Origin of the sequence: Neisseria sp. RH3002v2g (assembly GCF_014596425.2) — a bacterium.
Lineage (GTDB): Bacteria > Pseudomonadota > Gammaproteobacteria > Burkholderiales > Neisseriaceae > Neisseria.
On record NZ_CP110721.1, the window covers coordinates 63,283 to 87,423 of the forward strand.

A 24,141-nucleotide genomic window follows, 5' to 3' on the forward strand; every position below is an offset into this window, starting at 1 on the left:
GCTGGTTTGTTAGAAAATAAAAGGCCGTCTGAATTTCAGACGGCCTTAAGTTTAAAAGAGCTGCCAAACGAAGAAAATCATCGTATGCAGGGCAAACAGCGGTACCAATACAATCACCGACCATGCCATGTAGCCGAAGAAAGAAGGCATCGGTACGCCGCGTTGTTCGGCAATGGCTTTTACCATGAAGTTCGGCGCATTACCGATATAAGTGAGCGCGCCCATAAATACGGAGCCCATGGATACGGCCAGCAGCGAATGGAACAGATGGCCTGTCATCAAGGCTTGGGCATCGCCCCCTGCCATATTGAAGAACACCAAATAAGTCGGCGCGTTATCCAAGAATGCCGACAAAATGCCGCTCATCCAGAAATACATCACATTAATCGGATTGCCTGCCGCGTCGTGAACCAGAGAAACGACAGCGCCCAGTGCGCCTGCTTCACCGGCTTTCAAAATCGCCAAGACGGGCGAAATGGTAATGAAAATACCCAAAAACAGTTTGCCCACTTCGGCAATCGGCTCGAAGTTGAACTCATTGCCTGCGCGTACCTGTTTGGGCGTGATAATCCAAGATACGGCGGTCAAAGCCAGCAAAATGCCATCGCGCATCAGGTTTTGCAAGGCGTAATGGCTGCCCAAGATTTCAAAGCCCGGATGATTTGGTTTCCACAAACCGGACAGCAAAACAGCGCCGACTACACCGGCCAGTAACAGGAAATTCCATTTGCCGTAAATTTTGACTTTTTCTTCTTTATCGGAAGGAGTAGGAGCAAGGTGCTCGCTTTGTTCACGGTTGAAGTGTCGGCTGTCGATGATGTAGAAAACGGCCAGCAAAACCACAGAACTGATCAATACAGGCATCAGCATGTGTTTGACAGTCCACATGAAATCTACGCCTTTCAGGAATCCTAAGAACAGAGGAGGATCGCCTAAAGGAGTCAGACCGCCGCCGATATTGGCCACCAAGAAAATGAAGAAAATCACGATGTGAACGCGGTAATGGCGTTTATGGTTGGCTTTCAAAAGCGGACGAATCATCAACATCGCCGCGCCTGTCGTCCCCATGATGGAAGATAAAGCCGTGCCGACTGCCAACAGGGTTGTGTTCAATTTAGGCGAGCCGTGCAAGTCGCCGCTGACAAAAATACCGCCCGAAATGGTATAGAGCGCCAAAAGCAGCAGGATAAACGGAATGTATTCTTCAACCAACGCATGGGCAACGGTATGTACGCCTGCTCCGAAACCAAAGGTTACGATAAACGGCGTCAGAAACAGCAGCGTCCAAAACGCGGTAATTTTGCCGAAATGGTGGTGCCAAATACGGGAGAAAAACAGAGGCCCGAGTGCAATGGACAAGAGAATCAGGGCAAACGGCAGACCCCAAAGCAGACTTGCGGATGAGCCGTCAAAATCGGATGCCGAGGCAGGAAAGGCGGCAAGAAGCAGTAAAAATGAGAGAGAGCGCATAGTATTTCCTTTTTATTCTGTTGCACCGTTAGAAACTTCGTTGAGAAAGCACGGCGGTGAAATATTCAGGCCGTCTGAAAATATCCAGACGAACTGCGCGGTTGTGTCAGGGGAAAGTATAACGCAAAGCAAGTGTTAAGGGACGGTTTAGAGTGTTGGAATCAAAAGAAATGTTGATACAAATAAAGAAATAAAAAGGAGGGAAGTAGTCGAAAGTAGTAGAAAAGTGGTTTTGAAACAGGGGTTTGAATTATTAATAATAATCCTATCAGAAAAACAATTTAGATTAATTTTAGCTAAAATTTACATTTGATTGAATAAATAGAGGCCGTCTGAAAAATGAGGGTTGAATAGGGTGTTTTAGGTGTTACTGATTGTTTTGACGGATAAATCGGGTATAAAAACAAAAACAGGTGAGCAAAAATGCCTACCTGTTTTATTTATGCCTCCGGCCGCAGCCACATCCACACGGCCACGCAGCTGCAACAGATTGACGATATGACACCGATCCACCAGCGTTCCGGAAACCGCCAAAACATCAACAGGCAGGAAAAGGTCATCATGCCGATAGCGAAAAACTTTGCCTTGCGCGGCACGGCACCGTTGTTTTCCCAATTTTGTATGATGGGGCCGAAATAGCGGTGATGATAGAGCCAATTGTGAAAGCGCGGCGAAGCCTGTGCCCAACAAGTAGCGGTCAATAAAATGAAAGGCGTAGTCGGCAGAAATGGCAGGAAAATACCGATAATACCCAAGACAAGCGACAATGCGCCGCAAAAAATCAATAGATGACGAACCATCTTCCATCACCAATTAGTTGTTTTCAGACGGCTTGTGATGCGGAAATGGACAACGCGGAATGTCCAACTTATCCCAGCCCTCATGCCCCATTTTTTCCAGCAACGCAATATTGCGGTCAAAAATTGCCGAGGCATCGGGAAACGCTTCAGCCGCTTTGGCAATGCTGTCTTCACGAATCAGGTGTAAAGTCGGGTAGGGCGAGCGGTTGGTGTAGTTGCTGATGTCGTCGGCTTCTGTGCCTTCAAATTGAAAATCAGGATGGAACGGCGCAATTTGGACAATACCTTCCAATTCGTTTTCTACAACGGCATCATCGGCGATTTCCAACATTTGGTTGAAGGTTTCAAAATCAGGGAACAGCGTCGGATGAACCAGTAAAGTGGTTTCCAATTCCGAAGCAGGCGTATTGCCCAGAAGCTGCAATTCACGATCCAAGTCTTCAAGGAAACCGTCCAAATGACGGGCTTCGCTGACAACGATGCGAACCAGATTTTTAACGTGCGGCGCTTTGGCAAACGGGCAGAGATTTAGGCCGATAACGGCTTTTTCCAGCCATTGTTTGGTATGTTCTGCAACAGTATGGGCGTCGAGATGGGCGGTGTCAGTCATGGTAAAAGCTTATGTGAATTATTCTTAAAAAGTATACAAGTGTATGGATGTGAACGCAAACCATAGAAATTTAAAAGGCCGTCTGAACAACAGACGGCCTTTATCAGTTTCAAATCACTAATCCTGAACCAAATGAACCAAAGGCAGAGCGGTCGTGTTTTTAATTTCTTTCAACACAAAACTCGATTGCGCATCTTGCACGCCGTGGTGAGAAAGCAGCGTGTCTAAAACAAAATGGGAAAACGCGTTCATATCGGTAAAAAAGGCATGGAGCAGATAGTCGGTTTCACCCGTTAAAGCAAAGCAGCTCAATACTTCCGGCCAAGCGCGGACAGATTCGGAAAAATCCTCGCGCGCATCTTTTGCCTTGCTAATCGATACACGGATAAAAGCCTGCAAGCCCAAGCCCAAAGAAACAGGGGAAAGCTGGGCGGCGTATTTTTGAATAATGCCCGCATCTTCAAGCTGCTTGAGACGGCGCAGGCAGGGAGAAGGGGAGAGTGCCACCTTTTCAGAAAGTTCAACATTGCTCAACCGCCCGTTTTCTTGCAAAACCTGCAGAATCTTTAAATCCGTTTTATCTAAATTCAGATGAGGCATGATGTTTCTCCCAATGTAGGCAATGTATGTTTTAAAAATGAAAAATGCTTAAAAATAAAGACTTGTATGGTTAAATTATATATTGAGTTCAGATGGGCGACAAATTGTCTTATCAGGAGTGTTGCGAATTTGTTTTATGTAGTGGTGAAAAGACGAGGGCCGTCTGAACCAATCAAGTTAAAACTTTTCTGTCGGATCAGGATTAAATATAAAGAGGCCGTCTGAAAATGGATTTCAGACGGCATTTATTCTCGTAATGTGATGATTCAGGCTCTTAATGACCTTGTTTTGGAGAGTTTGGTTTCTTTTGCTTTTGTTCGTTTTCCGCGTTTGTATTTGGCTTTGCTTGGGATGTTTTCTTCGCAATGTATTTTTGTGTTTTTTTGTAGGGTATGGGCTTGGTTGTTATCCGTTTGAATTGTCACGACACATGGCGGGGATCATCATCGGATCCAGCGTTCCGCCGCATTGCCAGTTAAGCAACCAAGTCGAGTCATTGTTAATTCGATAAGGGGTCAGGGTCAGGACTTTGCCTTTGTTTTGGCCTTTATCGAAAGGAATACTGATTTTGCCTGTATCTGCTTCTACAGTTACGCCACCGTTTTGGATGTATGTACCGCCGATGCGTTGAGCAGTAATGCCGATTGCACCTTGTTTGCTGACATCCTCTGCATTGGGCAGGCGGTTATTTACCGCTGAGGTAATGCTGATTTCGGTTTTCAGGTCGTCGGCAAGGTATAGTGCTTCGGAGGCTTGCGCCCTACCGGTATAGTTTTGGTAAGTGGGTATGGCGACAACAACCAGAATACCGATGATGGCGATAACTATCATCAGCTCAATCAGGGTAAAACCTTTTTGGGCTTGAAATGGGGTATTCATTTGAGTGTATCGTTTTCTTATTTTTATAAAGCAAATCCCATAATTGCTTTATGGGATTTGCTTTTATCTGAAATGTGCTGTTTATGTAAAAATTATGGCTTCTTAGCAGGAGGAGTAGCAGTTCGGCAGTTAGCTGGAACGTGTTTAGTTTCACCACCAGTAGTAGTACATTCCCAAGTAACAGGAGATTCTGCATTGGCTTGGGTAGGTGTCAGCGTAAATACAGGATTAGTTGAGGCACCAGTATTTTTAGTTGTAACTTCAATTGCGCCACCGTCAGCAATTTTAATGCTGGATACATACTTAGTGGGAGCAGGAAGGTTATAACCAGTATTGCTATCCTTGCTATCTGTGCCTTTAACTTCTTTTAAGCCGCCCAGTGCAGCAGAAGTTTCTGCTACTGCCAATTTGGCTGGCTCGGCCAAGCTCAGACCTTCTGAAATTTTAGCGCGGATAGTGTAGTCTTGGTATGCAGGCAGGGCGATTACGGCCAAGATGCCCAAGATGGCGATGACGATCATCAATTCGATCAGGGTAAAACCTTTTTGGATTGCTTTCATTGTTTAAAACTCCAGTTTGAAAGTGTGAATAATTGTGTTTAAGTAAAAAGTCCGTAATGTGCTTGGCACTATGTATTATGAGTAAACCATAAGTAAGAAGGAATATACAGCTTCCGTCGGGCTTGCTGCTTTGAGGCTTGGGCCTTATCGGATGTGTTGTTACAAGCAGTCTGTGTGCCAAGTGTGCAAAACTGGTTAAAAAATTTATTTTTTATTTTTTGTTTATTGTTTTTATTGGGTTTATTTTTTAATTTTTAAGTTTTGTGAGGTTTTGTTTGAAAGTTTCAGGATTTTAGGGAATTTGGGTGGTTGACGTTTTTTGTCAGTTTTGTGTTTTTTGTGACAGGGAAGGGAGACAAGTTTGGGTGTGTGACGTTTTTTGTCAGAAATTAAGCTTATTCAATAATATGTTAATTGATTTAGATAGACGGTATCTTTATGGATTAATCGGTAGGTTTAATATTTTGTGATTTTATTTTTTTGTTTTTTATGGGTTTTATTTTGTATGCGTATTTTGTTTGAATATGAATGGGGAAAAGATTTGGCAGGAAGGATTTTTAAAGAGGGTTTGGTGTAATAGGTGAATGAAAATTTGTTATTAGAATTATATTCATTTGGATTATGATTTTAGAATGTAGTTTTATGTCAGAGCAATGGTCTGTTTTGAATTTTAAAGTTTTGGATTTCTTGAGTGTTTTAAAAGAGTATATTCAGGATGTTTATATTTTTGGGTGTGATTAGGGTGAGCAAAAAATGCTCACCCTATGTTTTTAAGATGTTCAGACGGCCTTTATGGGGTCAAGACTTCGATCAATGCCTGTTTTAGGGTGTTTTGGGTTTGCGGGTCTTGCAGGGATGGGCTGTAGGTGATGAAGCTGTCCTCAATGCGCTGATCCAAGGTGGTGATTTTGGCGTAGCGCAGGCTGATGTTGTGTGCGAAGAAGGTCTCGGCGATGTCGGCGAGGAGATGGGGGCGGTTGACGGCGGTGATGTCTATGGTATGCCAGCCGGGATAATCTTCTTCGGGGGTGATGATTACGGTAGGTGGAATGGGGATGTGGCGGATGCGGCGGCTGATGTGCGGGCGGCCGCTTTGTTTTTGGACGGTGGTATTGCCGTGGATGAAGCTGTTGAGTTCGGCTTCAAGTGCGCTTTGGCGGTCGGGATATTCTTCGGGTGGGAGATTGTCGGGAAGTTGGAGGATAAAGGTGTCGAGGATGTAGTCGTGCTCGGTGATGAAGGCGCGGGCGGCTTGGATATCGAAGCGGTGGCTGCTGAAAATGCGGCAGAGGCGTGCGAAGAGGCGGTCGCCGTTGGGCATGAATACCATGACTTGAAGGCTGTTGCTTTGGGGGAGGATGCGGCTGCGGACGGCCGGACTTTGGGTGTCGTAGGCGAGGTTTGCGGTGTGCCAGAGGATTTCCCGCGTTTGATGGCGGACGTAGTATGCGCTGCCGAGGATGCGGCGGAGTTTTTGTTGGTTTTTGAGGGGAACGGCGGCGCGCGTGAGTTGGTCGGCCGCGGCTTGTTCGCGTCGGTTGGGGAGGCGTTCGGGATCGTGGTTTTTGCTGTTTAAAACGGCAGCGGTGCTGTGGTAGAGGGTTTGGAGCAGACTGGCGCGCCATGTGTTCCAAAGTTTGGGGTTGGTGCCGCGGATGTCGGCAATGGTAAGCAGGTAGAGTGCGTCGAGGTATTCGCGTGTGGGAATACGGCGGCAGAAGGCTTGGAGGACGTGCGGGTCTTGGATGTCTTCTTTTTGGGCAACGGTGGACATGAGTAGGTGGTTTTCAACCAGCCATGCGAGGAGGTGGCTTTCTTCTTCGGTGTAGTAGTGGTCGGCGGCAAATTGTTGGGCGTCTTTGATGCCTTCTTTGGCGTGATCGCCGCCACGGCCTTTGGCGATGTCGTGCAGCAGGGCGGCGGTGTAGAGGATGTGCGGTCGTGGATAGGCCTGCATGATGGCGCTGGCCTCGGGCATTTCGTGGCTGTGGGTTTCGATGGCGAGACGGCGCATATTACGGACGACGGTCAGGATGTGGTCGTCTACGGGGTAAATATGGAAGAGGTCGTGTTGGAGTAGGCCGGTGATTTTTTCCCATGCGGGGAGATAGCGGCCCAATACGCCGTAGAGGTTGAGAAAACGGAGGGTTTGGGTAAGGCCGGTGCCGTGTTTGAAGAATTGGATGAAGCGGCGGCGGTTTTCTGGATTTTGGGTGAAACGGGTGTTGATTTTTCGTGTGGCCGCCCACCATGCGCGCAGGGTTTGCGGCTCGATGGTGGTGATGTTTTGCTCCTGCATGGTTTGGATGATGGTGAAGATGTGTTCGGGGTTTTGCTCGAACAGGGCAAGGTCGTTGGCGGCGATTTGGTGGCCGATGCGTTTGTAGTGGCTGTCGATGGGGTGGATGTGCTGGAGGCGGCCGGGGGTTTGATGGTTTTTGAGAATCGGAATGAGGATGCCGTTGAGTTGTTTGATGGCTTTGGTGGCGCGGTAGAAGGTGTGCATCAGGGCTTCGCTTCGACCGCGGATGTCGGGTTGGGTATAGCCTAAGCTTTCGGCAACTTGGGACTGGTAGTCGAAAAGCAGCCTGTCTTCAGGGCGGTCGGCGGTAAGGTGGAGGTGAATGCGGATGTTGGCGAGGCGGCGGTAGCCGTGGGCCAGCATGCCGGCTTCGGTGCGGGTGAGGAAGCCTGCGGTAACGAGGGCGGTGGGGTTGCTGTCTATGCCTTGTGCTTTGGCTGTCCAAATCAGGGTGTGGATGTCGCGCAGGCCGCCGGGGCAGGTTTTGATGTTGGGTTCGAGTTGTGCGCCTGTGCCTTGGGATTTGGTGTGGCGTTGCTCCATTTCGAGGAGTTTGGCTTCGATGAAGGCGGCTGTGTTGCGGCGTGTGTTGAGTTTGTTTAGAAGTTGGGCGGTGAGGTTGGCGTTGCCTTGGAGATGGCGTGCTTCAAGAAAGGCGGTTTCGCCGGTAATGTCGTTTTGTGTGCTTTGGAGGATTTCTTCTATGCTGCCGCTTTTGATGGCGGGATTGAGGCGTGCGTCCCAAAGGGTTTGGATAAATTGGGCGGTTTGCTGTTGCAGGCCGTCTGAAAATGGTGTGGTGGAAACAATCGCTAAATCCCAGTCTGAATGGGGATAGAGTTCGCAACGCCCAAAGCCGCCGATGGCGATCAGACTGATGTCGTCGCTGTCGGGAAAGTGGATTTGCCAGAGGGTTTGCAGCAGGGTTTCGGCAGCGGCGATATGGTCGCGGAAGTAAGCGGTAGGGCGGTTGTTTTGGCGGTAGGCGGTTTCTGCTGCGGCTTTTTGCTGCCGGTAGGTTTGGATGGCTTGTTGGGAGGCGGTCATGATGGTATCTGGTTGTGAATTAGGCTTGGGTGTCGGCAGGCTCGGTCATTTGGCGGAGCATTTCTTGCGGCGGAAGGAGAAGTTTGTAAGGAGCGATTTTGAGTGCGGATGCGATTTTTTCGATGTTGGAAAGGGCGATGTTCCAGCGTTTGCGCTCGACGGCGGAGACATAGGTGCGGTCAAGTCCGCATTGGCGTGCGAGTTCTTCTTGCGACCAGCCGTGGTTGACGCGGTAGAGGCGCATGTTGTAGGCGATAACGGCGCGGAGGTCTTGCGGATCGGGCAGGCTGGGAGGGGGAGTGAGTTTGTTGACCATGGTGTTTTGGGTTTGTGGTTTGAACGATAAGGGGATTTTATACTATTTTTGCTAGGGGAAAGAAAAGGCCGTCTGAAAGTTTCAGACGGCCTTCAAGAGGGTAGGTATAAAAAAAGGGGGTGGCACTCAGCCACACCCAAACACACACACATCAAGAGGAAAGAAAAATCATTTAATAAGAGAGCTGGCTCTTATCGAGGAAACTGGAAGATTAGGGCATGGCCCTGAATCATTGGAAGGCATTATAAATGAAAATAGGATTGGGGTATTGACACAGGTCAATTCTGTTTTAATTTAGAAAATATATCTCCAAGATAGTGGAAATAAATTATAAATAAGCTAAGGCCATCAGGCCGTCTGAATAATCGGTTTCAGACGGCCTGATGGCCTTAAGGGTTACTAGTTACTATATAAATTAGGTATTAAGCCAAACCTCTATCTTTGGCTTCTTGCAGGCGAGCTTCAAAGTTGCTGAGGTTAACGCCTGCCTGTTCGGCTGCGGCAACCACTTCGGCTACGGATGCGCCGTGTTGCACTTGATGATAACCCCAAAGTAGGGAGCAACGTGTGCCGGTACGGCAGAAGGCAAGGATAGGAGTTGGAGATTGTTGCAACAGATTTTGGAAGGCTGCGACATCGTCTGCGTTGATTTGAGGCGCGACAACGGGCTGGTGTGAGAATTGGTTGATGCCTGCCTCTTTAAACCAGTTTTGAACTTCTGCAAAAGCCGGTTGGTTTTCTTCTTCGCCGTCCGGGCGGTTGCAGATGACGGTTTGGATACCGAGACGTACGGCTTCTTGGACATCGTCTTCGGTCAGTTGGGGAGAGATATAGAGGGAGTCGGTCAGTTTACGGATGGGCATAGTTTTTCCTTTCTTTATATTAAATGGATATGTTGATTTCAGACGGCCTATGAATTAGCAGGCCGTTTGAAGTTTTATTTAATGATTGTACAACCAGTTTTCGAGTTTTTGGCGATCGGTAATGTGCAGCAGGGCGGTATTGGCTTCTGCTGCTTGGACTGTGATGCTGGTCTCGCGCAACAAGCCTTGGCGGAAGAAATGGATGGTGGTGCGCGTGCCGATAGGCAGTTTGCTCCACTGCGCCGCAAGGTCGTTGCAGGCGTAGCCGCCCAAGGCGATGATTTTGTCTTGCGGGCAGAGTCCGGCATTTTCTGCGCTGCCGCCATTGAATACATGAGTCAGGATTGCATGGTCGCTGTTTTGTTTGAAACGTGCGCCCAAATCATTGGCTGGGGCAGCCGATTGGGGTTCGCTTGCAAATGCTCCTCCGTGTTGGCGGGGCAGGGGGATAAAGTCGAGTTTGACACCTACGCTTTGCAGGCATTCTGCAAGCGGAAGGTCTTCGGTGCTGTATAAGGCCGTCTGAAAGAAGGTATCTAAATCTAAACCGGTTATTTCTTGGCAACGGGTTTGCCAGTGTTTTTCGGGTATGCCTTGATGGGTGTTGCACCAGTCGCGATAGTGTTGCTGCATCACGCTGTCGAGGGTGTATTTGCCTTGGCTTTTTTCACGGATGATGAGGTCGAGGCAAAGTGCGGCCAGTGCGCCTTTTTGATAGTAGCTGACGATGGCGTTGGGGCTGTTTTCGTCTTGTTTGTAGAACTTGTCCCACGCGCTGAAACTGGATTGGGCAAGAGTTTGTTTCAGACGGCCTTGTGTCTGCTGGACGCGTGTGATGCTTTGTGCAAGCAGGGTAAGGTAGGCTTCGGGGCTGATGGTTTTGCTTCGGGCTAGAAAGAGGTCGTCGTAGTAGGACGTAATGCCTTCAAATGCCCAAAGTTGCTCGGTGTAGTTTTCTTGGTCGAGGTTGTAAGGTGCGAATACGGCTGGCTTGATGGATTTGACATTCCATGCGTGGAAGTATTCGTGGGAGAAAAGGCCGAGCAATTCGGTATAGGCTTTGTTGGCCTCGCCCATATTATAGGGTGGCAGACTGTGGCGGTCGGCGAGTAGGGCGGTGCTGCTGATGTGTTCCAGCCCGCCGTAGAGGTTGTCGCCCAGATGTAGTAAGAAAAGGTATTCGGTAAACGGGGCAGGGGAGGGGAACATAGCCAACTCGGTTTCGCAGATTTTTTGAATATCGGCGAGGAAACGGGCGCGGTCAAAATCGGGATAGATGCCGCTTAATGCAATACGGTGGGGAATGCCTTGTGCTTCAAATTCGAGAAATTCGATGATGCCTGTTTCAACCGGATGGTCGATAAGCTCGGCGTATGAGGCCGTCTGAAAAGTGGTTGCCGAGGTTTGGGGCAGTGTGGTGGCTATCTGCCATGTGTGCGGCAGGGTGGAAAATTTGATTTGATGTGGCCGGTGTTCTTGTCCGTGGACTTTTAAGAATAGACACGCGCCGTCGAAAAAGCCACGCTCGGTGCTGAGGAACGAGCCGCGAACTGATAAGTCGAATGCGTAAACAGTGTAGTAAATTTCCCACGCTCCACTGAGGGCAGAGGTTTGCCAATGGTTTTTGCTGGTTTGTGTCAGCGGTTGGGCTTTGCCGTTGCAGCGCGCGCTTATGTGCGTGATGTGGCGGGCAAAGTCACGGATGAGGTAGCTGCCGGGAACCCAGTTGGGTAAGCTGATTTCTGTTTCTGAATCATTGGTTTGAGTGAATGATAAGGTGATGTGCCATTCATGAGACAGAAAGTTGGGGGTAATTTTGTAATTAATCATAGCTATTGGTTAATTTGCTAAAGTTTATTAAGAATAAGGGGTTTTAAGGGGTGGGCTTAATCTATATCAATAAAACTGTATGAAAAAGGGGGCTTGAAAAAATACCCTGTCCGATTTAATGCGTATGTTTTAATAATTTATTGATTATAAAAGAAATGAATTTATGTCTTGCTAAATATTTTATGCAATGTGGAATGTAATTTTGCTTGGCATGTTGTGGTGTCTATGTTAAATTTAGAAAAATTTGAGCCTTGGCCGTATTGCGCTTTTCGTAAATGCAGAGGTTGGGGTGAGATAAAAATTTTTTATACCCATAATTTATGGAGACTTCCATGGACACACAAACTTATAACTACAAAGTGGTGCGCCAGTTCGCCATCATGACTGTAGTTTGGGGTATTGTGGGCATGTTGGTCGGCGTTATCGTCGCTGCCCAGCTTTTTGCTCCGGCCCTCGATTTATCCAATATCGGACCTTGGTTCCACTTCGGCCGCCTGCGTCCTCTGCACACTAATGCGGTTATTTTTGCATTCGGCGGTTGCGGTTTGATCGGTACATCATACTACGTTGTTCAACGTACATGTAATACCCGTCTGTTTGGCGGTTGGCTGCCTGCATTTACCTTCTGGGGTTGGCAGGCCGTTATCGTGGCTGCGGCCATCAGCTTGCCTATGGGTTACACCCAAGGTAAAGAATACGCCGAGTTGGAATGGCCTATCGACATTTTGATTACGCTGGTGTGGGTTGCCTACGCTATCGTATTCTTCGGTACGATTGCCAAACGTAAAATCAAACATATTTACGTTGCCAACTGGTTCTACGGCGGCTTTATCTTGGCCGTTGCGCTGTTGCACATCGTCAATAATATCAGTATCCCTGCCGGTTTGATGAAATCTTACCCGGTTTATGCAGGTGCGATTGATGCGATGGTTCAATGGTGGTACGGCCACAATGCGGTGGGCTTTTTCCTGACAGCCGGCTTTTTGGGTATGATGTACTATTTCGTACCTAAACAAGCAGGCCGTCCGATTTACTCTTACCGCTTGTCCGTTGTCCACTTCTGGGCTTTGATTTTCACTTATATGTGGGCTGGTTCTCACCACTTGCACTACACCGCATTGCCTGACTGGACTCAATCTTTGGGTATGGTATTGTCTTTGATCCTTTTTGCGCCTTCTTGGGGCGGTATGATCAACGGTATCATGACTCTGTCCGGCGCATGGGACAAACTGCGTACCGACCCGATTTTGAAATTCTTGATCGTTTCTCTGTCTTTCTACGGTATGTCTACCTTCGAAGGTCCGATGATGTCTATCAAAACCGTTAACGCTCTGAGCCACTACACCGACTGGACTGTTGCACACGTTCACGCCGGCGCATTGGGCTGGGTGGGCTTTGTAACCATCGGTTCCGTTTACTATATGATTCCCCGCTTGTTCGGCAAAAATGAAATGTACAGCACCAAATTGGTTGAGGCGCATTTCTGGATCGCAACCATCGGCGTGGTTCTGTATATCGCTGCAATGTGGATTGCCGGCGTAATGCAAGGTCTGATGTGGGGTTCTTTGAATGACGACGGTACGCTGACTTATTCCTTCGTTGAATCCGTAAAACGTACCATGCCTTACTACATGATTCGTTTCACCGGCGGTCTTCTGTACCTGAGCGGTATGTGCATCATGGCATATAACGTTTACCGTACTGCTATCAGTGGTAAAGCAGTTGATGCTGAGATTCCTGCGGTTTCTCAAACTCAACACCACTAATGACAAGAAAGATAGGCTACCAAAATGAAATTACAACAATTAGCTGAAGAAAAAGTCGGTGTACTGATTGTATTCACCCTGCTTGTAGTCAGCGTCGGCCTTCTGATCGAGGCTGTTCCGCTGTTCTTCACCAAGGCGGTTACCGAACCTGCACCCGGCGTGAAACCATATAACGCCCTGCAAGTGGCCGGTCGCGATATTTATGTGCGCGAAGGCTGCTACAACTGCCACTCTCAAATGATTCGTCCATTCCGTGCAGAAACTGAACGTTACGGTCATTACTCCGTTGCCGGTGAGTCTGTTTATGACCATCCGTTCCAATGGGGTTCTAAACGTACCGGTCCGGATTTGGCTCGTGTCGGCGGCCGTTATTCCGATGAATGGCACCGCATTCACCTGCTGAACCCGCGCGACGTTGTGCCGGAGTCCAATATGCCTGCATTCCCATGGCTCGCACGCAATAAAGTCGATGCCGAGGCAACTGTGGCGCATATGAAAGCCCTGCGTAAAGTGGGTACACCTTACAGCGATGAAGAAATTGCCAAAGCACCTGAAATGCTGGCCAACAAATCAGAGCTGGACGCTGTTATCGCCTACCTGCAAGGCTTGGGCTTGGCATTGAAAAACGTAAGGTAACATCATGGACGCTAACTGGGCTCGCTCGCTCTTTACTGTTTGGGTATTTATCAGCTTCATTTTAGTCCTCTATATTGTGTTCAATAGACGCAATAAGAAAAACTATGACGATGCTGCCAGCAGTATTTTCGATAATGACGAACAAAGGCCGTCTGAAAAGGACGATCAAGCTCAGTCAGTCCGTGATCACGGAGCAAAATAATGAACACAACATCCCAATTTACCAGTAGTTTCTGGAGTATATATATTGCCGTTATCGTCGTGCTCAGCTTCATCGGCCTGGCTTGGCTTCTGCTTTCGCAAAACGTTGTGAAACGCCCTAAAAAAGGCGAAGAAGTAAAAACCACAGGCCATGAGTGGGACGGTATTTCGGAGTACAACAACCCTCTGCCACGTTGGTGGTTTTGGCTTTATGTCTGCACATGGCTGTTTGGCGTCGGCTACCTGATTATGTATCCCGGTATCGGCGATTACAAAGGCTTGTGGGGCTGGAGCAGCCATGGTCAATATGAAGAAGAAGTTGCCAAAGCCAATCAGCAATACGGTAAAGTGTATGCTAAATTTTCCAATATGCCGATTGAGAAAGTGGCTAAAGACCCTGAAGCCCGTGCTATTGCACAAAACCTTTTCAATACCTACTGTATCCAATGTCACGGCTCAGATGCCAAAGGCTCCAAAGGCTTCCCGAATTTGACCGACGGCGATTGGTTGTGGGGCGGTGAACCTGAAAAGATTCAGGAAACCATCGAAAAAGGCCGTACTGCCTCTATGCCGGCCTGGGGTCCTGCTTTGGGTGAAGAAGGCGTGAAAAACGTAACACATTATGTGATGTCCCTTTCTAAACCTAAAGGGCAATACGACGAAGAACGTGCAGAGCGCGGTAAAGTCCTGTTTAGCGGCCCACCTGCCAACTGTTTCACTTGTCACGGCGACAAAGGTCAAGGTATCCAAGGCCTCGGCCCGAATCTGACCGACGATGTATGGTTGTGGGGCGGTACTCAAAAAGCGATTACCGAAACCATTACCAACGGCCGCAGCAGCCAAATGCCTGCTTGGGGTCACTTCCTCGATAAAGACAAGCTGCACATCATGACCGCTTATGTTTGGGGTTTGTCCAACAAAGACGGTAAAAAAGCTCCTGCTAAAAAAGCCGAGCCTGCTCCGGCAGCTCAACCTGCCGATGCTTCTGCTCCGGCGGCCACTTCGGCTCCTGCTGCCGATAAAGCTGCTTCAGATGCCAAAGCTGCTCCGGCTGCTGAAGCCAAACCTGCTGAAAAAGCAGAAGCGGCTCCGGTTAAGGTAGATGGCAAAGCTGTTTTTGAAGCCAACTGTAAAACATGTCATGGCGGTATGATTCCGGGCGCACCTGTTGTCGGTAAAAAAGACGACTGGGCTCCTCGAATTAAGCAAGGTAAAGACACTTTGCACAAACACGCGCTTGAAGGTTTTAATTCAATGCCTGCCAAAGGCGGCAACAGCAGCTTGAGTGACGATGAAGTTAAAGCGGCTGTAGACTTTATGGCAAATGAGTCCGGTGCAAAATTCTAATTTTGAGTCGGATTGAAAAAAGCGTACCTAACAAGGTACGCTTTTTTATATTTGATAAAACCAATAAGAAAAAACATATCAAAAAGAGGCAAAATATATAAGGCCGTCTGAAACATTCAGACGGCCTTTGTTCTTGGTTCAACCAAAATTAATCAATCCAAAGTGGACATACTGCGTTTCAGGAACCATTCACTGAAAGGCCACTCGACGCTGTCGAGTAAGTTTTTGGTAATTAGCCCCAGTTCCGTATCGCCTTCAATTTGCAATTTACGGTTAAAAAATAAGGTATCGGGATCTTCCTCGCGCATCATCATGCGCATGAAGTCTATACCGTTGGCGGCCAATCTCAGATCGGGAGCGCCGCTGAAGTTGTCGTCCAGGAATTTTTCCGTATCGGCACTAAACCGCACTTTGATACCGGCATCCAAAACTTCGATTTCGAATTTCCTTCCGGCAAAAAGTTCCATATCGGCAGGCAGTAAACCTTTTTTCAGCATGGTATTCAATACGGAGACCAAAACAAAGCGCGGAGGTTTGCCGGGAAGTTTGGTACCGATTTTTGCCATCCATTTGGGTAATACGATTTCAGGCAGCGCCATAATATGCCTCCTTTACGGTTTCAATACCGGGCTGGCCGCGCCAATAGCCGTCAACCAGTGTTCCGGTAGTCAGTCGTTCCAACTCGGGGCGGACATCTTCCCATGTGGCTTTTCCGTCCAATACATCGCGGTGAATTTGGATAATTTCAGCCATGCCGTGCATTTGTGGCGACAGTCTGAGCATATTCACGCCGATTTTATTCAAATCTTCATGGTGGGGCAGTAGGTTTTGGCAGCCATAAGACATGGTTTGGATGCCGTTGATGGTGAGAAACGGCTGGCCTTCGCGCGTATTCATGGCCATACCGTGCTCGTGGTCGAGGCAGCGGAACTCGCAACTGTCTTTATTCAGATTGTAATGGCGGGCGGTAAAGCAACGTGATGAATAGGCAAGCGGCATTTTACCCCAAGCGAAGAGTTCGGTTTCAATGCCGTCTGAAGCCTTGATGATTTCGGCAACCTTATCGCGGCTCAGCTCGGACGGTGCAATCCAGCGGAATGCCCCTAATTTTCGGAATACGTCCAAAGTGGTTTCGTTGTAGATATTCAGGCTTGCACCGGCAACAAACGGGATGCCGTGTTCGCGTGCCAATTTGACCGCACCCATGTCGTTGGCTTCAACTTTAAACTTTCCCTGCTCCGTGATTTTGCGCAGGCGTTTCAGATCGGATTCGCTTTCGAGCAGGACTTGTGAAGAAAGAATAATCTCCTTACCGCTTTCTGCCAGGTCTTCAGCCAGTCCGAACCAGTCGGCAAAGCGCATTTTCTGACGGCGTGAGCAGACTACTTCGCCCAAATAAACCGTATCCAACGGCGTATCCAGCATGGAAACGTAAAATTCCAGCAGGGCTTCTTTTTGCCAGAAAAACAAAATAGGGCCCAGCGACAATTTCAATGAATTCATTTTTTTCCCCTTATTTCCATGGACGGTTGTATGCGCCCAAAGTTGTCTGATGACCTTCCGAGACTTTGCTCAATGCATTGTTCCAGGACGGATTGACTTTGAAATGCGACGGGTCGGCTGCGGCTGCATCCAGTGCTTGGCGCAGGGATTTGGTTACTTGAGCCGTATACATCGGACTGCGTTGGCGTCCCTCGATTTTGATGGCGGACACACCGATTTTGATGAGTTCGGGCAACATTTCCAAAACATTCAGGCTGGTCGGTTCTTCCAAAGCATAGTAGGTTTCATCATTGACTTCAAAGCGGCCTTTGCACAAGGTTGGATAACCTGCCGGTTCATTGGGTTTGTATTGGTCTATCAATACCTGGTTTAGACGTACGTTCATGCGGTCGGGCAGTTGTTCCCAGCGGACGGATTTTGCCGGAGAGCAGACACCTTGCATATTGGGCGATTCGCCTGTTGCATAGCTCGACAAGATGCAACGGCCTTCTACCATCACACACAAACTGCCGAAGCCAAAGACTTCAATTTCCACATCAGTATTGTCAATCACATGTTTGACCTGATCGATGGTCAGCACGCGCGGCAAAACGGCACGACGGATGCCGAACAGCTCCTTCATCATATTGATGGCTTCGTAATTGGTGGCCGAACCTTGTACCGACATATGCAGGCGTAAATTCGGATGTTTGTCTTCCGCATACGCCATGATGGCGGGGTCGGCAACAATAATCGCATCGGCACCCAAATCCGCCGCCGTATCCACAGCGGCGTGCCAACGCTCCACTTGACCCGCTTGTGCAAATGTATTGATGGCCATCAGTACATTGCGCCCGCGCGCATGGGCGTAAGCTACGCCTTCCCGCGCCGATTTCATATCGAAATTCAGTCCCGGAAAGTTTCGTGCATTGGTCGCATCTTTCAAACCCATGTAAACCGTGTCCGCACCGTTGTCCACAGCAGTTTTCAGTGCAGGCAGGTTGCCGGCGGGGCAGACCAATTCTGGAATTTTCTGCATTTTGTGTTCCTCGTCTTGATGATAACCTCTATCGGGTTAATCAATATTTTGTAGAATTCCGGATATTTTATGGATTAATGACACAAGATATGCTGATTTAAATCAAATTGAAAAATTCAGGTTGACGTAGGCATATTGTTTACAAAATCTTAACAGACGTTGTTTTTTATATATTTCATGTGCTTAAAAATTTTGATGACGGATTTTGTTTCAAAATCGGCTTATGTTTTTAACTATCGCATTTATTAATTTTTACAATAATAGCGATAGAAAAATGAAAAAAAGGCCGTCTGAAAATCTGGTTTCAGACGGCCTTTTGCTTTAAAGGGATGTATTTAAGAGAAAACCAAACGTTTATCGGGTCGGGTAAACACAAAAATAAACAGCGAGGTTAACGCGCCCAAAGTATCGGCAAGCATGTCTTTTTGCGCGTCCCAAATATCGCCTTGAGAACCCAAGAACTCCAGTCCGGCCTCTCCGCCGTCGATAACGGCATATTGCCATTCGATGATTTCATAGGCGGCAGCCACGCTCATGATAAAGAACAGGGAGAAAAACAAAGCCAGCGGCAGATTACACAGCTTGCGGCGCAGCAGCCATTCAGCCATCGGGTAGGCATAAAAGCCGATGATGTAGTGGGCAATGCGGTCGTAATGATTGCGGTTTTCGCCCAAAATCGGCTCGACAAAGCGGTTGATGGATTCAAACGGCACATCGGCAAAAGTATAGTATGCACCGATGGAGTGCATGATCAGCCAGAAACTCATGAATAAGTAGGCCAAGTTGCTGAAGCGGAAAATGCGGTAGGTGGCAACCAGAAGGAAGAATACGGATGCTACGGGGATGATTTCGGCGTACCAGACCGCGCGATCATGAGGATTGATGCCAGACCAAACAATGAGGGCGAAAATAATCGTAGCAAGAAAAATGGGAAAGATTGGAGAGGGTTTATTCATGTTGTGTGTATGTAATAACAAGAGTTGCGTATTGTATAACGAGTCGGCGGATTGGCGGTTTCGGATATTAGAGGCCGTCTGAAAAATAGTTTTCAGACGGCCTGAAGTTTAGCCGTTCCAGAAATAACGGGTGATGTGGAAAAATACGGGCGCGGCAAAGCAAATCGAATCCACGCGGTCAAGCATGCCACCGTGGCCGCGTATCATATTGCCCCAGTCTTTGACACCATAATCGCGTTTGATGGCAGACATAACCAGGCCGCCAAAGAAGCCCATCAGGCAGACGATAAAGCCGATAACGGCTGCTTGGCCGTGGGAGAACGGCGTAATCGGCGCCATCAACGCGGCAATGGCCGTGGCTGATAAAATACCTCCGACAGTACCGGAAATCGTTTTTGACGGCGAAAGCGAGGGCATGATTTTTGCACCGCCGATCAGTTTGCCCCAAACGTATTGCAACACATCCGATACTTGCACCACGCCAATCAGGAATATCAGCAACAGGATATTGTTGCCGTTGTCGAAGCCGTCCAAGTCGAGAAACATCAGCGCCGGAACATGGGATAGGCAGAAGATGCAAATCATCGCCATCCATTGTGTTTTGGCGGCGCGTTCCAAAAAGTGCGCGGTTTGGCCGCTGAGACTGGCAATAATCGGCAGTATCAAAAAGCCGTAAACCGGAATAAAAATGCTGAACATGCCGTACCAGCCGTCATAGACGAAATAGTATTGCACCGGCAGCAGCAGGTAAAAGCAGACCACCATGCTGTAATAGTCGCTGCGGCGGCGATAGACGAGGGTCATGAATTCGCGCAGTGCGGCAAATGAAATCAGGAAAAACAGTACAACCGTTCCGATTTTGCCGAACCAAAACGCACCCAGCAACACCAGCGTCATCAGCCACCATGCGTAAATGCGGGCGTTGAGGTTGGCGATGGTGGCATTATCTGCGCCGTTTTTGCGCTTGAGCCATTGTCCGATGATGCTGGCAAAACACAATACGGCAAATACGCCGACAAAAATATAGCCGGCTTGAGGAGTCAGATGAGCGGCGGCTTGTTCGACAATGATTTGTTGGGAAGTCGTAGAAAGGCTCATGCTTGTCCTCCTTTGTTTTGCTGAACTTCAGATTCATTTTGGCGAAGCACGCTGCGGTCGTTTTCAGACGGCCTGAGTGCCAGCAGCGCTTCACGGCTGCGTGTCAAAAAACTGTCTTTGTCTTCGTTTTCCTGCAAGGTAAGCGGCTGTCCGATATGGACTTCACACAAAAGCGGGATAGGCAGGATTTTGCCTTTGGGCAATACGCGGCTGATGTTGTCTATCCAAATCGGCACAAATTCGGTATTGGGTTTGCTTTTCGCCAGGTGATAAATGCCGGACTTGAACGGCAGCAGGATGGTGTTGTCGTCAGTGTTACGCGTGCCTTCAGGAAAAATAATCAAGGAGTCGCCTGCGTTCAGCGCGTCTTTCATCTGTTCGGTAATCGCCTGCGGATTATCGCTATGGCGCGGAATCAGCAAGGCATTGAAAACGTTTTGAATGATGAAGCGTTTGAGTTTGCTCGTCAGCCAATAATCCGAACCGGCTACAGGGCGCGTGGACAAGCGCCAGCGGCGGGGCAGGGAAATCCACACCAACACAAAATCGCCATGGCTGCCGTGATTGGCGTAATAAACTTTTTGGTGCTGATTGAATGTCAGCTCGCGCGGACTTTTAGGACGTACGCCCGTAAGAAAAGAGACCGACAGACACAAGGCTTGGTCGGTCAGCCAGGCAAGTTGTTTTTTGAGGAAGTTTTTCATTGTTTCTGCCTTTGGGAGTGAGATACCGCTAAGGATTTGGTTTGGGTAAATCAGCCAAAATAATCAAATGCTTTGGATAAGCAAAATTAAAAATTGTGCGGCGGTCAGGTATAAGCTTTTGCGCCATAAGGAAAGTGCGCTGTTTATCCGTTGGGTTAAAGTGCGGCTGCCTGAAATTTGGCGCAAACCGTTTTGCTGTAAGGCGTGGTCGAAGTCTTCAGGAGCGTAGTGGTTGTCGGCAAAGTCTTGGAAGACGCGGCGGTCGAAGTGAATACGGATATGGCAGTACAACAAAACCGCTGCTAAGACGAGTTGCACCGCAAACCAAGCACCACCATATTTTGCCGATAAGGCGAGCAGCAGGGCATTGCAGACGGCAACATAATGTGCGGTAGAGAGTAGGTGGGCAGTAATACGGCTATCGGTTGAGTTGTCCATCATTATCCTTGTTTTAAACGGTTGGCCGCAGCTTCGACTGCCTGGGCAGTGGCCGGCGATAATACCATTTGCGGCCGAGCCTGTTTGAGTTCGGCCTTCGCTTGTGCCAAGTCTTTGCAGCTACCATAGACCAGCAGCCATGTCAGCACCACTGCGGCACTTCTTCCATAACCCAAAGCGCAACATACCAGCACTTTGCCGTGTTTTTGGCGCAAGGTTTCTAATATCAAGGCCGTCTGAACCAAATCGTTTTCAGACGGCGTTACCATATCCAGTAAAGGCAGAGCGCGATATTCTCCCTGATGGCTACGGCAGGGATATTCGGCGCATACATCCAATACGGCAGGCAGATGGTTTGAAATCCCCAAAACGCTGCCAATCCATACATCATGGCGGACTGGTGCCGTTTTCGCTTTACCGCGTAACCAATACGCCATGTTTAGTCGTACGCCCACCAGATAAGGCAACAGCAAAACCGTCGCAGCTGCCGATAATTTACCGTTAGCCTGTTTTTGGAATACGTTTACATTTCCAGTCAAATAGGCAAAGGCCACCATCAGCAAAGACACGCTAATCCATATCAACCACAGCCACGCGCCACCCAGCAACGCGGGTAATGCCGTCAAACACGCACCAAGCAAATACAGTAGCTCAATCTTTTGTGAGCGTGCATGACTCAAGCCCAGTTTTAACGGTGAAGCCATCTGACGCGGAAAAGCCCACAACACCAGCCAGCCGAGCAATGCTCCGGTTGGTACGTCGATAAAATGATGTTGATAAGTCGTCAATACCGACAAGGCAATCAGGCTTTGCCATAAGAAAAGCGGCAGGCGGATTTTGGGAAAGCGCGTCCAATAAAACGCACCCACGATAATCGCCAACGCAATATGCAAAGATGGCGCTTGGTTGTACGGCAAATCAAACGCAGCCAATGAATCAAACAGCCAGCCCGACAGCCCATCGGCAGGCGGTTTAGGCCACCCGAAACGCAGCGGAAACAGCACGAAGCAAAGAGTCGCAATCAGTTGGGCAGCTACAAGGTGCGCTACATATCGGTTTTGTTCATGTGTATCACGGCAAAGAAAAAATGCCGCGGCATACATCAGGTTTAGCGACCAATAAGGCACAATCGTCCATGCCCAAAACGGAATATTGCGCTCCCATGCAAAAGCGACTTCCGGCACATAGTCCAGCGATGCCGCGTAATGATTGGACAGGCCGTAGCTGGTGTAAAACAGGATACCGACTGAAATCAGCTTGAACAGAGAAGTTTTTAGGGTAGGTTTCATGGATAGGTACATGGTTTAATAAGGCCGTCTGAAAGTTAAAAATTTGTTCAGACGGCCTTTATTTTTATTTCTTCACTGCCAAGCTCACGGTGAAAATACCGTCTTCGTCTATCCATTGATGGATTTTTTCAAAACCAGCTTTTTCAACCAACTGATCCATTTCCTGTTGGCTGCGGCGGCGCATTACCCAGTTTGGGCTGCCTGCTTTGTGGCTGGTCAGGGCGCGGGCAATCATTTCCAGTTGCGGATGCCAAGGCTGGCCGGTGTAGATCAGGTAGCCGCCGGTTTCAATGGCCTCACCGAAACCGTAGAGCGAGTTCAAAATCAAATCATTGTCGGCAAACAATTCATGTAGGCCGGAAACAATGCCTAGAGTAGGGCGCGGCTGCAAATCGTGATAATTGGCGCGGTCGTAGGCATTGACTTCATTGAAGGTTACCGTCTCTTGCAAGCCGCGCTCGGCAATCAGTTTGCGTCCGGCTTCGACATTAATCGGGCTGTAATCGCGCAAGCGTACGGAATCAGGCAACGTATCGGTAGTCAGGGCATCCAATACATAGCGGCCATGACCGGATGCAATATCCAAAACGTGTACAGGTTTCCCTGCTTCACGCAGTTTGGCTGAGGCCGTCTGAATGGCTTTGCCGATATTGACTTTGCGTTGGCGGATGCCGCGCCAGCCGATGGCATTGAGATAGTATTTGTCCACCCATACACCGAAAGCGTTGCTGCCTTGCGGTTGATTGCGGTAGACGTAATCCAGCGTGCTGCCCGAATCAAAACCTGTTTCTTGACCGATTCTCAAGCCTTCGCTCCAGCGCGCCCCCAGTTTGAGCGAAGCACGATATATTGCCCAAAATGCGCCGCGAGGTGTACAAACAGGCAAAGGCGTAGCCAGTTCGTCAGCTTCGCGGCGGCTGCCACTGTGCAAATGGGCTTGGGTTAAATCAACTGGTTGCAAAGGTTGGTTGAAACGCTCGCGGATAAAACGGCGCATTTCTACAAACGCAATTTCACGGTCTTGCTCGCCTAAAGTATCGTGGTAGAAACCTGGCAGGATATGGCGCTCTTTAATATGGCTGCCCAAACGGTTGTAGAAATCGTGTTGCGGTTTGTGATGAACGACCCAATCGCTGCCTGAAATCAACAGTTGTACAGGCGTAGTAATCGCTTGTGCATCGGCAACGACACGTTCGGCTGCTTCATATAACCCCAGCAGGATGCGTACAGAAATAGCGCGGGCAATCAGCGGATCATTGTCGTAGCTTTTTTGACGTTCGACATTGTGGGTCAGATAGTGGGCTTTGACATAGCTGTTGACAAAGAAATTGCCACGCCATTTTTGCATAATTTTCAAACCAATACGGGCAAACGGAACATAGAGTTTGACTTTGAACGCAGGCGAAGCCAATACGGCGCAACGGATTTTCGGTGCGTAATCGTGCAACCAAGTAGAAACCAATACCGCACCGACACTTTGCGCAATCACGCAAATGTTTTCAGGTTTGATACCGTATTCGCTTTGAATGTGTCGGATAAAATCATCTACATCAGCAACCGAAGTGCCAATACTCGGACTATCGCCACGTTCACCAGGGCTGTAACCATGACCGCGCGCGTCCCAAGCGAAATAGGAAAAATCATCAAAACCCAGCTCATCCGCCACAAACATCATCCGGCCGGAATGCTCATGCCCGCGATGAAACAGCACAATGGCTTTATCGGAAGAACCATCGGCAGCAGGGCGATAGCGGTAGAAAAGCGAAGTCCCGTCTTGGGTTGAAAAGAATTTTTGCTGTTCGGACATGAGAAACTCCTAATAGTCATATTTTTTGAACAGTATCATGACATATCGAATAAATGCAATGATTATCCGATAGACGGACGAATGCAATGATGGAGAGAAAT

Annotated in this window: 23 protein-coding genes; 4 read left to right on the top strand and 19 right to left on the bottom strand. The window is 48.6% G+C overall.

The window, feature by feature from the left end; translation table 11 throughout:
• Positions 1 to 51: 51 nt before the first annotated feature.
• The 10 genes from BBP27_RS00305 to BBP27_RS00355 form a co-directional block, all read right to left on the bottom strand.
• The gene (locus BBP27_RS00305) at positions 52 to 1,470 is read right to left on the bottom strand and encodes a sodium:proton antiporter (protein ID WP_188211887.1); all 1,419 of its coding nucleotides are present in this window, start codon (positions 1,468 to 1,470) and stop codon (positions 52 to 54) included.
• Between the two features lie 440 nt (positions 1,471 to 1,910).
• Positions 1,911 to 2,270: a YbaN family protein gene (locus BBP27_RS00310; protein WP_049323898.1), complete on the bottom strand. Its 360-nt coding sequence runs from the start codon at positions 2,268 to 2,270 to the stop codon at positions 1,911 to 1,913.
• 13 nt (positions 2,271 to 2,283) lie between these two features.
• Positions 2,284 to 2,880 (bottom strand): DUF1415 domain-containing protein, encoded by a 597-nt coding sequence (locus tag BBP27_RS00315; protein ID WP_070587487.1) that lies wholly within the window; start codon positions 2,878 to 2,880, stop codon positions 2,284 to 2,286.
• A 117-nt stretch (positions 2,881 to 2,997) separates the two neighbouring features.
• Positions 2,998 to 3,480, bottom strand: a complete 483-nt coding sequence (locus BBP27_RS00320) for an Lrp/AsnC family transcriptional regulator (protein WP_003684427.1) — start codon at positions 3,478 to 3,480, stop codon at positions 2,998 to 3,000.
• A 405-nt stretch (positions 3,481 to 3,885) separates the two neighbouring features.
• Positions 3,886 to 4,359 carry a pilin gene (locus tag BBP27_RS00325; protein ID WP_188211886.1) on the bottom strand — a complete coding sequence of 158 codons (474 nt, stop codon included), beginning with the start codon at positions 4,357 to 4,359 and terminating at the stop codon, positions 3,886 to 3,888.
• Positions 4,360 to 4,451: 92 nt separating this feature from the next.
• A complete protein-coding gene (locus BBP27_RS00335; RefSeq protein ID WP_070822668.1) occupies positions 4,452 to 4,919 on the bottom strand; it encodes a pilin in 468 nt (155 codons plus the stop codon).
• A gap of 790 nt (positions 4,920 to 5,709) precedes the next feature.
• Complete coding sequence (glnD, locus tag BBP27_RS00340) at positions 5,710 to 8,268, bottom strand: [protein-PII] uridylyltransferase (RefSeq protein WP_188211885.1); 2,559 nt, start codon at positions 8,266 to 8,268, stop codon at positions 5,710 to 5,712.
• 19 nt (positions 8,269 to 8,287) lie between these two features.
• On the bottom strand, positions 8,288 to 8,584 hold the full coding sequence (locus BBP27_RS00345) for a helix-turn-helix domain-containing protein (protein ID WP_003680870.1): 297 nt from the start codon (positions 8,582 to 8,584) through the stop codon (positions 8,288 to 8,290).
• A gap of 422 nt (positions 8,585 to 9,006) precedes the next feature.
• Positions 9,007 to 9,447, bottom strand: a complete 441-nt coding sequence (locus BBP27_RS00350; RefSeq protein ID WP_188211884.1) for a TIGR01244 family sulfur transferase — start codon at positions 9,445 to 9,447, stop codon at positions 9,007 to 9,009.
• A 78-nt stretch (positions 9,448 to 9,525) separates the two neighbouring features.
• Complete coding sequence (locus tag BBP27_RS00355; RefSeq protein ID WP_188211883.1) at positions 9,526 to 11,277, bottom strand: M61 family metallopeptidase; 1,752 nt, start codon at positions 11,275 to 11,277, stop codon at positions 9,526 to 9,528.
• 332 nt (positions 11,278 to 11,609) lie between these two features.
• On the opposite strand from BBP27_RS00355, the gene ccoN reads away from it, so the two are divergent.
• From ccoN to ccoP, 4 genes are read left to right on the top strand one after another with little or no spacing between them, the layout of a single operon-like run.
• On the top strand, positions 11,610 to 13,043 hold the full coding sequence (gene ccoN / locus BBP27_RS00360; protein WP_003748780.1) for a cytochrome-c oxidase, cbb3-type subunit I: 1,434 nt from the start codon (positions 11,610 to 11,612) through the stop codon (positions 13,041 to 13,043).
• 24 nt (positions 13,044 to 13,067) lie between these two features.
• Positions 13,068 to 13,679, top strand: a complete 612-nt coding sequence (ccoO, locus tag BBP27_RS00365) for a cytochrome-c oxidase, cbb3-type subunit II (protein WP_003748778.1) — start codon at positions 13,068 to 13,070, stop codon at positions 13,677 to 13,679.
• 4 nt (positions 13,680 to 13,683) lie between these two features.
• Positions 13,684 to 13,881, top strand: coding sequence for a cbb3-type cytochrome oxidase subunit 3 (locus tag BBP27_RS00370; protein ID WP_003748776.1), 198 nt, complete (start codon positions 13,684 to 13,686; stop codon positions 13,879 to 13,881).
• Positions 13,881 to 15,227: a cytochrome-c oxidase, cbb3-type subunit III gene (gene ccoP / locus BBP27_RS00375; protein WP_188211882.1), complete on the top strand. Its 1,347-nt coding sequence runs from the start codon at positions 13,881 to 13,883 to the stop codon at positions 15,225 to 15,227. The genes BBP27_RS00370 and ccoP overlap by 1 nt, the downstream gene beginning before the upstream one ends.
• Positions 15,228 to 15,379: 152 nt before the next feature.
• Here the strand turns inward: ccoP and ubiT are convergent, their stop codons facing one another.
• The 9 genes from ubiT to BBP27_RS00420 form a co-directional block, all read right to left on the bottom strand.
• Complete coding sequence (gene ubiT / locus BBP27_RS00380) at positions 15,380 to 15,826, bottom strand: ubiquinone anaerobic biosynthesis accessory factor UbiT (protein WP_188211881.1); 447 nt, start codon at positions 15,824 to 15,826, stop codon at positions 15,380 to 15,382.
• Positions 15,813 to 16,730: a U32 family peptidase gene (locus tag BBP27_RS00385; protein ID WP_070822660.1), complete on the bottom strand. Its 918-nt coding sequence runs from the start codon at positions 16,728 to 16,730 to the stop codon at positions 15,813 to 15,815. The genes ubiT and BBP27_RS00385 overlap by 14 nt, the downstream gene beginning before the upstream one ends.
• Before the next feature lie 10 nt (positions 16,731 to 16,740).
• Positions 16,741 to 17,748, bottom strand: a complete 1,008-nt coding sequence (gene ubiU, locus BBP27_RS00390; protein WP_188211880.1) for a ubiquinone anaerobic biosynthesis protein UbiU — start codon at positions 17,746 to 17,748, stop codon at positions 16,741 to 16,743.
• 335 nt (positions 17,749 to 18,083) lie between these two features.
• A complete protein-coding gene (locus tag BBP27_RS00395) occupies positions 18,084 to 18,704 on the bottom strand; it encodes a DUF2238 domain-containing protein (RefSeq protein ID WP_188211879.1) in 621 nt (206 codons plus the stop codon).
• Between the two features lie 108 nt (positions 18,705 to 18,812).
• On the bottom strand, positions 18,813 to 19,802 hold the full coding sequence (locus BBP27_RS00400) for a phosphatidate cytidylyltransferase (RefSeq protein WP_049323909.1): 990 nt from the start codon (positions 19,800 to 19,802) through the stop codon (positions 18,813 to 18,815).
• Positions 19,799 to 20,506, bottom strand: a complete 708-nt coding sequence (locus tag BBP27_RS00405; RefSeq protein WP_049323910.1) for a lysophospholipid acyltransferase family protein — start codon at positions 20,504 to 20,506, stop codon at positions 19,799 to 19,801. The genes BBP27_RS00400 and BBP27_RS00405 overlap by 4 nt, the downstream gene beginning before the upstream one ends.
• A gap of 63 nt (positions 20,507 to 20,569) precedes the next feature.
• Complete coding sequence (locus tag BBP27_RS00410) at positions 20,570 to 20,944, bottom strand: hypothetical protein (protein ID WP_188211928.1); 375 nt, start codon at positions 20,942 to 20,944, stop codon at positions 20,570 to 20,572.
• A gap of 2 nt (positions 20,945 to 20,946) precedes the next feature.
• A complete protein-coding gene (locus tag BBP27_RS00415) occupies positions 20,947 to 22,233 on the bottom strand; it encodes a phosphatase PAP2/dual specificity phosphatase family protein (protein WP_188211878.1) in 1,287 nt (428 codons plus the stop codon).
• 64 nt (positions 22,234 to 22,297) lie between these two features.
• The gene (locus BBP27_RS00420; protein ID WP_188211877.1) at positions 22,298 to 24,040 is read right to left on the bottom strand and encodes a bifunctional alpha/beta hydrolase/class I SAM-dependent methyltransferase; all 1,743 of its coding nucleotides are present in this window, start codon (positions 24,038 to 24,040) and stop codon (positions 22,298 to 22,300) included.
• Positions 24,041 to 24,141: the final 101 nt, after the last annotated feature.